The organism is Chryseobacterium antibioticum, assembly GCF_012927325.1.
In the GTDB taxonomy this organism is placed as follows: domain Bacteria; phylum Bacteroidota; class Bacteroidia; order Flavobacteriales; family Weeksellaceae; genus Chryseobacterium; species Chryseobacterium antibioticum.
In genome coordinates this window covers 187,996-200,734 of the sequence record NZ_JABBGI010000004.1, presented here as the reverse complement: position 1 = coordinate 200,734, position 12,739 = coordinate 187,996, and the positions used below count along the sequence as shown (strand labels likewise).

11 protein-coding genes are annotated in these 12,739 nt (G+C 36.7%); 5 read left to right on the top strand and 6 right to left on the bottom strand.

Annotated features, from left to right (window positions below; translation table 11 throughout):
- Window positions 1-27 precede the first annotated feature (27 nt).
- On the bottom strand, window positions 28-540 hold the full coding sequence (locus tag HHL23_RS04730; RefSeq protein WP_169233661.1) for a 5' nucleotidase, NT5C type: 513 nt from the start codon (window positions 538-540) through the stop codon (window positions 28-30).
- A gap of 244 nt (window positions 541-784) precedes the next feature.
- Here HHL23_RS04730 and HHL23_RS04725 point away from each other — a divergent pair, with 244 nt between their 5' ends.
- Complete coding sequence (locus HHL23_RS04725; RefSeq protein ID WP_169233660.1) at window positions 785-2,674, top strand: ABC-F family ATP-binding cassette domain-containing protein; 1,890 nt, start codon at window positions 785-787, stop codon at window positions 2,672-2,674.
- Between the two features lie 85 nt (window positions 2,675-2,759).
- Here the strand turns inward: HHL23_RS04725 and HHL23_RS04720 are convergent, their stop codons facing one another.
- Window positions 2,760-3,815, bottom strand: a complete 1,056-nt coding sequence (locus HHL23_RS04720; RefSeq protein ID WP_169233659.1) for a Gfo/Idh/MocA family oxidoreductase — start codon at window positions 3,813-3,815, stop codon at window positions 2,760-2,762.
- A 187-nt stretch (window positions 3,816-4,002) separates the two neighbouring features.
- On the opposite strand from HHL23_RS04720, the gene HHL23_RS04715 reads away from it, so the two are divergent.
- The 3 genes from HHL23_RS04715 to HHL23_RS04705 all read left to right on the top strand — a co-directional run bounded on the left by HHL23_RS04715 (window position 4,003) and on the right by HHL23_RS04705 (window position 7,642).
- Window positions 4,003-6,285: a TonB-dependent siderophore receptor gene (locus HHL23_RS04715; RefSeq protein WP_169233658.1), complete on the top strand. Its 2,283-nt coding sequence runs from the start codon at window positions 4,003-4,005 to the stop codon at window positions 6,283-6,285.
- A gap of 90 nt (window positions 6,286-6,375) precedes the next feature.
- Window positions 6,376-6,891 carry a hypothetical protein gene (locus tag HHL23_RS04710; protein WP_169233657.1) on the top strand — a complete coding sequence of 172 codons (516 nt, stop codon included), beginning with the start codon at window positions 6,376-6,378 and terminating at the stop codon, window positions 6,889-6,891.
- A 160-nt stretch (window positions 6,892-7,051) separates the two neighbouring features.
- Window positions 7,052-7,642: a hypothetical protein gene (locus HHL23_RS04705; protein WP_169233656.1), complete on the top strand. Its 591-nt coding sequence runs from the start codon at window positions 7,052-7,054 to the stop codon at window positions 7,640-7,642.
- A 97-nt stretch (window positions 7,643-7,739) separates the two neighbouring features.
- Here the strand turns inward: HHL23_RS04705 and HHL23_RS04700 are convergent, their stop codons facing one another.
- Complete coding sequence (locus HHL23_RS04700) at window positions 7,740-8,375, bottom strand: peroxiredoxin (protein WP_169233655.1); 636 nt, start codon at window positions 8,373-8,375, stop codon at window positions 7,740-7,742.
- 94 nt (window positions 8,376-8,469) lie between these two features.
- Between HHL23_RS04700 and HHL23_RS04695 the strand changes: the two genes are divergently transcribed.
- Window positions 8,470-9,354: a mechanosensitive ion channel family protein gene (locus HHL23_RS04695; RefSeq protein WP_169233654.1), complete on the top strand. Its 885-nt coding sequence runs from the start codon at window positions 8,470-8,472 to the stop codon at window positions 9,352-9,354.
- 45 nt (window positions 9,355-9,399) lie between these two features.
- Here HHL23_RS04695 and HHL23_RS04690 read toward each other — a convergent pair whose 3' ends face one another.
- The 3 genes from HHL23_RS04690 to HHL23_RS04680 all read right to left on the bottom strand — a co-directional run bounded on the left by HHL23_RS04690 (window position 9,400) and on the right by HHL23_RS04680 (window position 12,702).
- On the bottom strand, window positions 9,400-9,882 hold the full coding sequence (locus HHL23_RS04690; protein ID WP_169233653.1) for a hypothetical protein: 483 nt from the start codon (window positions 9,880-9,882) through the stop codon (window positions 9,400-9,402).
- Between the two features lie 81 nt (window positions 9,883-9,963).
- A complete protein-coding gene (sucC, locus tag HHL23_RS04685; RefSeq protein ID WP_169233652.1) occupies window positions 9,964-11,154 on the bottom strand; it encodes an ADP-forming succinate--CoA ligase subunit beta in 1,191 nt (396 codons plus the stop codon).
- A gap of 270 nt (window positions 11,155-11,424) precedes the next feature.
- Entirely contained in the window at window positions 11,425-12,702 is a 1,278-nt protein-coding gene (locus HHL23_RS04680) for a chloride channel protein (RefSeq protein ID WP_169233651.1), read from the bottom strand.
- Window positions 12,703-12,739 lie beyond the last annotated feature (37 nt).

Below are 12,739 nucleotides of genomic sequence, written 5' to 3'. Positions count from 1 at the left end.
CTAAAAAATATATAAACTTTTCTTTTTTTATAAAATACTCAGGACATCTTCCAATGAGTGAACTCTTTGATAATTTTCGTTTTCTATCAGTTTGTTGTGAGGCTGGGTAAAAATTAGTTTTTCTCCGGCAAAATGATCCAGATTTTTAGGATAATCATCAATCATTACATCACCGTGGACCACTCTTTTGCTTCCGCATAAAACAATCTGTTCCCAGCTGATAAACGGAAAATGTTCTGCAAGCCAGTCAAATTTTTCTCTTAAACAGTTGGGGAACTCCATTCCGGCAGAAACAATGTAGAGTTCATACTTGTTATTAATGTATTCCAAAGCTGCACGGCTGCCTTCCATAACAGGAAGCGTTCTGAAAAAACCAACTTCATTCACGTGTTTTTTTCCATTGGGAAATGCTTCAATTTCAGGTATTCCTGCGAGACCACTGATTTCAATTTCTCTACCCGAGTCTCTTTTTTCAAACTGCACCAGCTGATGATACACATCCGCCATTACCCCGTCCATGTCTACAATTACTTTTTTCATTATTTTAAATCAGATTTAGCATTATTTTGCAGCAAAAATCAAGCCTTAAAGCTTATTCAAAAGTAATAAATGACTTGATGAAGATTCCCATGATCTGTATTAATAAATCTTAAAATAAGGTTACTCAAAATCATTCTTCCGATTTAAATTTGGGTATTTGAGTATCATTAGGTAAAAGTTTTCTAGTTACATTTTCGTACTTTTGCCGCTCAATATAAAATCAATATCAAACCATTACATTCCAATGAATTACGTTTCTGTCGAAAATCTTACTAAATCTTATGGCATCAAAGTTTTATTCCAAAATATCAATTTTCATGTCAATGAAGGTGACAAAATAGCCATTGTTGCTAAAAACGGGAGCGGGAAATCTACCCTTCTTAAAATATTAATGGGGAAAGAAATTGCAGACAGCGGAACTGTAAATATTAATAAAGATATCCAGGTGGTCTTATTTGATCAGGAAATCGATTTTGATTCTGATCTTACCATTGACGAATTTATGATGACCCTCGATTCAGCGCCCATCCAGGCCCTGAAAAATTATCATAAATCTCTGCTTTCTACAGATTATGATTTCATTGAAAAAGCTTTGGCTGAAATGGAAATTCACAAAGCATGGGATCTGGAGAATGACATGAAACAAATTCTCTCTCAGTTGAAAATCACAGATCTGGAAGCCAAAATGGGAACTCTTTCCGGAGGGCAGATCAAACGTGTTGCTTTAGCAAAATTACTGACTGAAACAAGAGCGGAGCACCGCCATACGCTTCTCATCATGGATGAGCCTACCAACCACCTTGATGTAGAAATGGTAGAATGGCTTGAAAGCTATTTGAGCAAAGCAAAAATAACTTTAATTCTGGTGACTCACGACAGGTATTTCCTTGATGCCGTTTGTGGAATTATCTGGGAAATGGAAGATAAAAATCTGTATTTCCACAATGGTTCTTACGCCACTTATCTTGAAAATAAAATGATTCGTGAGGATAATATGAATTCTACCATCGACAAAGCCAATAATCTGTACAGGAAAGAATTGGAGTGGATGAGAAGACAGCCCAAAGCGAGAACTACCAAATCAAAATCCAGACAGGATGACTTTTACGAAACTGAAAAAATAGCTAAAACCGATACAAGAAAAGAATCTCTGGAACTTGATTTCGAAATGAAAAGGCTTGGAAACAAAATTTTAGAGCTTAGAGATATTTCTAAAAGTTATGGCGATAAATTATTATTAAAAGATTTCAGTTATCAGTTTCAGCGAGGTGAGAAAGTAGGAATTGTAGGAAAAAATGGTGCCGGAAAATCTACATTGCTGAATATCATCCAGGGGCTTGAGCCGAAAGATTCCGGAGAAATTGAAACCGGAGAAACTATCAAATTCGGATATTTTTCACAAAAAGGGCTGAAGTATAAAGAAGATGAAAGAGTTATTGATTTTATCAAAGAAATTTCTGAAAATTTTCCTTTGGCCAACGGAAAAACGATCTCTGCATCGCAGTTTCTAAGGTTGTTCTTATTTGATGACCAAACACAATATTCTCCTATTTCAAAACTTTCGGGTGGTGAAAAAAGGAGGCTGCATTTGATGTATATCCTGTATCAGAATCCAAACTTTTTGATATTTGATGAACCCACAAACGACCTGGATCTTCCGACTTTAACTGTACTGGAAAATTTCCTGCTGAACTTTCAGGGCAGCTTGATTATTGTTTCTCACGACAGGTATTTTATGGACAGAATTGTTGATCATATTCTGGCTTTCGAAGGGGAAGGAAAAATCAGAGATTTTATCGGAACTTTCTCGGAATACAGAGACGCCAAAAGCCGCGAGGATGCACTGGAAAAAAATGCAGTATCCAAACCGGAACCTGTCAAAGAAATTGTTGTAACACCAGAAGTTACTCAACCTTCTTCCCCAAAAAGAAAAATGTCTTTTAAGGAACAGAGAGAACTGGAGACGATAGAGAAAGAAATGCCTGAACTCGAACAAAAGCGTACCAAGATCATGGACCAGCTTAATAAAGAAACGGAATATGAAAAAGTGGCACAACTTTCTGCCGAATTGGAAACCATTTCTGAAAAGCTGGAGGAATATGAGATGAGATGGCTGGAGCTTCAGGAAATTTAAATAAGTTTAAGAGTTTTAGAGTAGGAGCGTATGAGAGTTTATCTCAATTGCTTTTACTCTAAAACCCTATTACTCTCAAACTCTATTACAAGTAAACCACCTTCTCCCCTTTTGAGCTCTCCAGAGAAGCATCAATGATTTTCATATTTTGAACCACTTCTCTTCCCTGAGAAGGCAGTGCGTATCCGAAAACAATGTATTCATAAATCTGCTGGTAGTAATCCATATAATTTCCGGGTTCACTGGAAGTCAGAATTCTTTCTGTTTCTGAATTTTCATTTAAATAATTTAAAACTCCGTCTGTCCCTTGTAATGGCTCGGTCCATTCATTGCCATAAACTGGTATAGCTCCTGCAACCAGTTCGTTTTCCTGATTATCGGTTCTTTCTTGCAGAAAACTTCCTTTTTCTCCGTGAATAGCATAAGCGTAGTGTGCTTCTTTAGTGAAGACAGATGATTTCAGTCTTACTCTTAGATTATTCTTGTAATACAAAAGAATTTCAAAATAATCATTGGCATATTCCGTGCCTTTCATCGAAAAAACGTCAGCGAAAAGCTTTTCAGGATATCCGAAATACTGTACCGCCTGATCTACAAGATGGGCACCCAGATCATGAAGTGAACCTGAACCTGTTTGTTCGGGATCTTCTTTATGCTGTTTTCCACTTGGTGTGGTACGGAATCTATCGAAACGGATCTCTGCTTCTTTAACAGCTCCTAATTTTCCTTCATTTAAAATTTTATGAACCTGTAAAAAATCGCGGTCAAATCTTCTGTTCTGGTAAACACTTATAAATAAGCCTTTTTCTTCTGCCACATTCACCAGCTGTTCTGCTTCTGACACACTCACCGTAAAAGGTTTTTCAACGATTATATTTTTCCCTGCCTCGAGCGCCATTTTAGCATATTCAAAATGGGTCTGCACGGGAGTATTGATGATCACCAGTTCAATATCCGCATTCTGAAGCATCTCTTCCACGGAACGGTAAATGGTTGCTTCCGGATATTTTTCTTTAGATTCCTCTTTGCTTCTTTCTACGATAGCAGCCATAAAAAATCCGGGATGTTCTTTTAAAAACGGGGCATGAAATACTTTTCCGCTCATTCCAAAGGCACAAAGTCCTGCTTTTACCAATTGCATATGTATAATTTTTTAACAAATATATTTAATAATACTTAGTTTACCAGCCTACAACCGAAGCCGGTATTTTTAGTACATCCCTAAAATATGACAAAAATCATTTTATTATTTTTATTAATTCTAAATTAATCGCTTCCGAATTCTTATTTTTGCCGCTATTTAAAACTATTCTACATAAAAATAAGAAATGAAAAAACAGCTAGCTTCTTTAGGACTTCTATTTACCGCCTTATCTGTAGGTGCTCAAATGAAAAATGTTGAGGCAGACACTATCAGATCACAAACCATTGAAGACATCAATCTCCATAAAACAGGAAACCCAAACCAGGCAAGACCATTATCTACCAAGTCTGCGCTTACGGTAATGGAAACCTCACAACCTATCTCCATTGTAACACACGAAATCATTGAGCAACAGCAGGCGAAACAGCTGAGCGATGTTCTTCAGAATGTAAACGGGATGTACGTTACTTCATCCAGAGGAAACTCTCAGGATAGTTTTGGAGGGCGTGGTTTTATTTTAGGGAATGATAATATTTTTAAAAATGGAACCAGAGTTAATAGTGGAGTTTTCCCTGAAGTAAGCGGTTTAGAAAGAATAGAGGTATTAAAAGGAGCTAATGCTATGCTGTATGGAAATACTGCTGCGGGAGGAATCATTAATATGATCACCAAAAAGCCTAGATTTAATTTTGGAGGAAGTGTGGGACTTAATGGAGGAAGCTGGAACTCTTATAAGCCGACTGTTGACATTTATGGTCCTTTATCTAAAAATATTGCATTCAGGGTAAACGGTGCTTATGAATATGCTGAAAGTTTCAGAGATGTTGTAGAGTCTGAGAAATATTATTTCAACCCATCTTTCTTATTCAATTTAAGTCCGAAATCACAGTTAATTGTAGAAGCCGATTATCTTAAGAATAATTTCACTCCAGATTTTGGTATTGGATCCATTACCAATAAAGACCAGAGTTATTCAATGAATAATTATGTGGACAGAAATACATTTTTCGGTACAGACTGGCAATATCAAAACGTAGAACAGACCTCAACGAATGTAACGTTCAATCACCAATTAAGCACTAACTGGACATTAAATGCTGTTGCTTCTTATCAGAATTATACAAAAGATTACTTTTCATCCGAGCGTGTACAGTGGGTATATGACAAAAAAGTTAATGAGAATCGTTTAACCTGGACACGCCCATTCAATAAAACCCTTAACAAAACTCAATACGGTTCAGCACAGGTAAATATTAATGGGGAATTCAATACAGGAAAAATAAACCATAAAGTATTAATAGGCGCTGATGCCGATTACAATCAGGCTGATGCTTACGCGTACAATGTAGCAGCTCCTGTGAATGTTCTATATCTGGACAACCCAGCCACCTGGGGGAATATCGCAATGCCAGACACGAGTGAAAATTCATTAACAAGGATCAACACCAGAAGAGTTGGTGTATATGTTCAGGATTTTATCAGTTTAACTAAACAATTTAAGGTGATAGCCGGAGTTCGTTGGTCTTATATAGAAAATATGCCTTCTATAAAGACAACGTATGCAACTTCAACTAAACCTCTGGATAAAAGTTTGGTTCAAAACTCAGCAACGTCTGATCAGGCATTTTCTCCAAAATTAGGTCTGGTTTATATGCCTAACGATAATCTTTCTGTTTTTGCAACGTATACCAATTCATTTGCTGCCAATGCAGGATATATATCTGACGAAATTGGTTCTTTAAATACTACGGGAACAGTTGCACAGGTAAGAGACAGAGTCAATAACCTTTCAAAACAAGGGATAAAGCCTACAACTATCGATCAATATGAAATCGGGGCCAAGAAAAACCTTTGGCATAATGCTTTAGCGATCAACCTTAGCTTGTACCAGATTATACAAAATAATACTTACCAGAACTATTTTTATACCGACAACACAGGAACCCCTCAAACTCCTGATACAAATCTTAAAGAATTTGCAGGTAAGATGAGAAGCCGTGGTGTTGAACTGGATATCACAGGAAACCCAACAGAAAACCTATCTATTATCGGTGGTTTCTCTTATAACAACTCTGTGTATATTGATACTCCGGACAAAGGATATGTTGAAAAACAAAGACTGGTAAGAACTCCTGCCACTACAGCCAATGCATCTGTCTTTTATAAATTCACCATGTATGCGAAAGGATTAAAAGTAGGCGCAGGTATTTATTATATCGGTGATAGAATTGGAGGCTGGAACGACTCTAAATCTACCAATATCACCAGAAACAATGTCAGCAGAATGCTTGAACTGAAAGATTACACAACAGTAACTGTCTCTGTAGGCTATGAATGGAGTAAATTCTCTATCCAGGGGAAAGTGGGGAACTTATTCGATGTTGTCAACTACAATGTACACGAAAACTATTCAGTCAACCCTATAACGCCAAGAAACTATTATTTTACGCTGACTTACAAACTTTAGAATTAAGTACTACAATAATTTCATCATTCAAAGTGGAAATTGCATTTTTGCAGTTTCCGCTTTTTACATTACAAAAACAAACAATACGATATGGATAAGATCAAGGACACAAGAAGTTTTATGAGAATTACACACCGCTATCTGGGATATTTTCTTGCAGGAATAATGGCTGTGTATGCAGTGAGCGGAGTTTTGCTCGTTTACAGAGATACCGATTTCCTTAAAAAAGAAAAAAAGTATGATAAAACCATTGCTGTCAACCTTTCAGAAAAGGAACTGGGAAAAGAATTAAAGATCAAAGGTCTGGAAGTAGAAAAAACAGAAGGGAATATCCTTCACTTTAAGCGTGGAACTTATGATGCTTCCACAGGAAAGGCTCAATATTCAAAAATGGAACTTCCATTTGTTCTGGATAAGATGGTAAAGCTTCATAAATCCCAATCTAAAGAAACATTGTCACCTCTCAATACCTTTTTCGGGATTTCTTTATTTTTCTTTGTCATCTCAAGTTTCTGGATGTTTAATCCTAAAACAAAGGCCTTCAAACGAGGGATCAAATTTGCAATCGCAGGCCTCATTATTTCGGTGATTCTTTTATTCATTTAAATTGTAGGATCATCAAAAAAATGACTAAATAATTCACATTCTTCATTTCTACAAATTAACAATTATTCTGACTTTTTATCTGAAATTAAGAAGTATGGCATCATTCTTGTTTTTTCTATAATCTACAAATGATAACATTTAATTATTAAAATAATAAATTATGAAAAAACTAATTTTTGCAGGAATATTAGCAGCAACAGGTTTGACTGCAACGGCTAATGCTCAGATTCAAAAAGGTAACTGGCTGGTAGGAAGTAGCTTAATATCAAGTAATTTTGGTTTAAATACTGGTGGAGGATACAATATCGGTATTCAGCCTAAAGGTGCTTATTTCATTCAGGATAATGTTGCTGTAGGGGGATATGTAGACTTAGGTATTAATAAAGTTACTAATGGTAGCCCTACTGAATTCACTTATGGTGTAGGTGGTTTGGGACGTTATTATCTATCACCGGGAGAAAAAGGTGTGGATAACTTACTTCACCACGGAAGATGGTTCCTTGAAGGTAACGTAGGTATCGGAGGAAGATCAGTAGAAAATGCAGATTCTACAACTGGTTTAGATTTTGGTGCAGGTCCAGGTTATTCTTATTTCATTACGCCTAATATCGGTTTGGAAGGTTTAGTGAAATACAAAGGAAGAGCAGGATTTGGTAGCGAAGGATTAAATTCTAATATTACTTTCAACGTAGGATTCAGTATTTACTTACCTACTTCAAAAGCTAAAGAGGTAGCAAATGATTTAAAATAATCACATACGTTACCCAATAAAAAATGAAATCGCCCCGAAATATTTTTCGGGGCGATTTTCGTACAAATTAAAACTAAACTATAAAAAATCAAATAAATCATGTATTGGGCTGGGGCGTATATCTCAGATACGGCTTTACTTCTGTAACGCCTTTCGGAAATATTTTTCTGGCATCTTCCGTAGAAATGGACGGTGGAACAATAACGTCGTCACCGTTTTTCCAGTTAACCGGAGTAGCAATTTTATGGGAATCAACCAACTGAAGAGAATCGAGTACTCTCAGAATCTCATCAAAATTTCTTCCAGTAGAAGCAGGATAAGTAATGATAAGTCTCACCTTCTTATCAGGATCAATGATCAGCAAAGAGCGTACGGTAGCAGTTAATGAAGCATTCGGGTGAATAAAATCATAGAGTTCTGAAATTCGTCTGTCTTTGTCCGCAATAATAGGAAACTGTACATCTGTGTTCTGGGTCTCGTTGATATCTTTAATCCAGTTCTGATGATCTTCTACTCCATCTACACTTAAAGCAATGACTTTGGTTCCTCTTTTCTCGAATTCTGATCTCAATTTCGAAGTATAACCCAGTTCCGTAGTACATACCGGCGTATAATCCGCAGGATGTGAAAACAGGATTCCCCATGAATCTCCTAAGAACTCATGAAATTTAATATCACCTAAAGAAGTCTCTGCCTGAAAGTCCGGTGCTGTATCTCCTAATTTGATTGACATAATATTCTGCTTTGTTAGTCTACAAATTTAGTAGACTTTTTGGAACTGGCAAAATTTTTGTTGAAAATTTATATCTTTAACCAAAATTTTATTCATGCAGAACATTGGACACAGCTATGTAGATGTTATTTACAGGGTTTTGGAAAGCTGGTATATGAGGTTTGCCGAGCTTACCCCGAAACTTATCGTCGGAATTTTAGTATTTTCTTTTTTTCTTATCACCAGTAAATACCTGAGTTTAGGTGCCGTAAAATTATTTCATAAATTTTTCCCGAAAAGCCAGAAAGAAGGCTCTCTGGTGACTTTAATCGGGATATTCAGGTTTTTGATTATGATCATAGGAACTTTCATTGCCCTAGAAATCATGGGCTTCAGCAGTTTCCTTTGGAAGTTCATCGGAAGTTTAGGGGTGGCCGGGGTGATCGCCGGGGTCGCTTTAAAGGATCTGGTATCCAGTATTTTTTCAGGAATGCTGATCGGGATTGATAAAGCATTTAAAATAGGTGATTATATTACAATCGGTGCTCATTCCGGGACGGTTCAGGAAATTGGTTTTTTAACGACCAAGCTCATTACTGACGATGGAAAGAAGGCTTACATTCCCAATCAGGTTATTTTTAATGCTCCTTTTTATAATATTACCGCTTCGCCGCAGCGCAGAATTATTCTGAATTTTGAGATTCCTGCGGATGAAGATATCAGCAAAGCACAGAAAGGTATGCTTGCCGTCATTAAAAGTCTTGACAGTGTAGACAGACTGGATACTTCAGAAGTTATTTTTACCGACCTAAAACAAGGCAATTTTAACCTCCAGGCTAAATTCTGGATGAGGGTAGGCGGAAATCTGGTTCAGTTGAAAAGCGAGGCTTATCTGAAGATCAAGGAGCGCCTGGATGCTGACAATATACAGCTTGTAACACCTACGAGCATCAGTATTACGAATGGTGAAGCTTTTCCTACTGAAAATCAGGATACATAAAATAATATCAACCGCTTTTCTTAAGCGGTTTTTTTATGCCTTATCTTATTTTTGATGTTTCAATTTCAGGCTGTCTTTCTTCTGCATTTTTGCAATGGAGTCATTCTGGATCATCGGTGCGCCGAGTATATAATTGTCATTTTTAGGAATAGTATTTTTTTCAATTTTAGCCTCTCCAATTACAGCACAAGCTTTCTCTTTTGGTTTTGAACATCCCGTCAAAAATAAAATCATGGAAACTATAGCCAAACCTATTTTATGATTTCTGAATAGGGCAGGAATATATTGAAAAAGTTTATTTTCTACAGACTCATATTTTTCGTTTTCTGTAGTCAGCTGGTGGCTAAAAAATCTACCGCAGATATCTTCTCCCTGTTTCTCTTTGAAAATAGATTCGATTTCATGAGATTTCTTTTCTGTAAAATCAATTACGCATTTACTGCATACGGAACAGAATCTTCCTTTTTCCCGGGAAGACATAGTTTCCCAGCTTTCGGAGCATGGATTGGGGATGTACAAATTTTTCATCGGACTGATTTTTAGTGTTTAACTATAAAAAAACCGCTCCAAAGAATGGAACGGTTTCTGAATTTATTTAAAAGTTTAGTCTTAAGCTAAAACTTCTTTTACTTTGTTTGCAGCTTCTTCTAAAGTAATTGCAGAATGTACAGGAAGACCTGAATCGTCAATTAATTTTTTAGCTTCTACAGCGTTAGTTCCCTGTAATCTTACGATCAATGGAACCGGAAGGCTACCCATCGCTCTGTAAGCATCTACAACTCCCTGAGCTACTCTGTCACATCTTACGATACCTCCGAAGATATTGATCAGGATTGCTTTTACGTTTGGATCTCTCAAGATGATTCCGAAAGCTGTCTGTACTCTCTGAGCATCGGCAGTACCTCCAACGTCCAAGAAGTTAGCAGGGCTACCACCAGATAATTTGATGATATCCATAGTTGCCATTGCAAGACCAGCTCCGTTTACCATACAAGCAACATTGCCGTCTAGCTTTACGAAGTTAAGACCAGCTTCACCCGCTTCTACATCCATTGGATCTTCTTCTCTTGTATCTCTCAACGCTTCTAAGTCTTTGTGACGGAACAATGCGTTACCATCTAAAGTTACTTTAGCATCTACAGCGATAATTTTGTTATCAGAAGTTTTCAACACAGGGTTGATCTCGAAAAGAGAAGCATCAATTCCTGTATAAGCATTGTAAAGAGATGCAATGAATTTTGTGAATTCTTTGAATGCATTTCCTTCAAGACCTAAGTTGAAAGCAATTTTTCTAGCCTGGAACCCTTGAAGACCTAAAGCAGGATCAATGATTTCTTTGTGGATCAAATGAGGTGTTACTTCTGCAACGTGCTCAATATCCATACCTCCTTCAGTAGAATATACGATTGTATTTTTACCTTCAGCTCTGTCTAAAAGAATAGAAACATAAAATTCTTTAGTTTCAGTTTCTCCCGGATAATAAACATCTTCTGCAACCAAAACAGAGTGTACTTTTTTACCTTCGGCAGAAGTTTGTGGAGTTACCAACTGCATTCCGATGATGTTTTGAGCGTTTTCTTTAAGTTTATCCATGTTTGGAGAGAACTTTACACCACCACCTTTACCACGACCACCTGCGTGAATTTGTGCTTTTACAACCCAAGCCTGTGCTCCGGTCTCAGCAGTCAATTTTTCAGCAGCTGCTACAGCTTCTTCTACATTGTTCGCTACGAAACCACGTTGGATAGCAACTCCGTACTTTGATAAAATCTCTTTTGATTGATACTCGTGAAGATTCATATTATTTTTATTATTTTATTTTAAAATTTAAAGGTTGACAAATTTACTAAAAAGACATGGAAGTTCAAGTTTATTGACTTAAAAATTAAGAATGTCTTCATATTTTTTAAATAAGATTTTTTTTAACCATTAAGATTATTGAAGATTTTAAGTTTAATTAAGAAAAACATCTAAAGATATTTTTAAGCTTACCTCTTATATTCGCTTGCGAAACTTAATATTCTTAATCACTTAAAAACTCTTAATGGTTTAAAATACCTATTCTAAATTTTATTCTTCGGACAATTTTTCAGACTGCGACCCGATAAATGGAATTTTAGGCGCCAGGAAATACCCTGTTAAACTCGCAAAAAGTATCGGAACGAAATAGGTAAATCCAGTTAAGGTTCCCAAAATAATGGTGGTACTCATTGGTGTTCTGGTCACACAGGCATTGATGGCCGCCATGCAGCTTACAATGGCTAGCGTAGTATCCACAGCAGGAAATAGCTGATGAATAATCAATCCTAAAGTAGTTCCTACAAAAAATAAGGGAATGATAAAACCACCTCTCCATCCTGAAGTTACTGTAACGGCAATCGCAATGATCTTAAAAATAAGGATCACGATCAAAAAATTCAGGGTAAAATTCCCGTTGATCAGCTGATTGACCTCATGATGACCAAAGTATCTTGTAATGGGAAAATTATAAGCAATAACTCCCAAAATAATTCCACCAGTCAAAGTCTTCACATAGATGGGAAACTGTCTGTATTCAAAAACTTTTTTGAAAAATTTCACTACAAAAATAAAGATCCATCCAAAAATAGTTGCCACCACACCGAATAAAAAAGCATAGATAAAATCATACACTCCAGAATAATGATAAGCCTTCAGATCCCATGTTGCGCCTATCCCCAAATGAATAATCAAAGCAAACATCACATAACTGAAACAGCTCGCTACCAAAGCAGGAATAATAGCTCTGTAATATTCTACAGCGTGTTTGTGATGCAGAATTTCAAGGGAAAACAGACTTCCTCCAAGCGGAGCCCCAAACAAAGCGGTAAAGCCTGAAGCCATTCCGGCAATGCTCAAAGAACGCAGCTCCTCCCCTTTCAGTCTGAAAATTTTACCCAACCAGGTTCCGGTAGATCCAGTAACCTGAACCAAAGGAGCCTCAGGCCCGAGACTTCCTCCGGATGCCACACAAAACAATGACGAAAGAATCATGGAAGGATTATTTTTCGGATCTAATTTTCCTTTATTAAACCTGATATTATTAACAATCAAATGAATTTCTCCGGGATCTCCGATAAAATGAATGACAAGTCCTGCGAGCAGGCCACAGACCGCCATCGTTGGAATCACCATCCAGCCCTGAAACTCAGCTAAAAACTCTGTAAAACATTCTAAAACAATCCAGTAACCTCCCGCAATAGCTCCTCCTACAAGCCCCGTAAAAGCCCACATAAAAAAGGTACGGCTAAATACAAACGGATTGAATTTTATAGGCTGATCCAGAAGATTGAATGTTTTTATTAACCTCCTTCTTCTATTGATTTTCATTGTCATTGATTTTAAATATTAAAAAACCTCATCATTT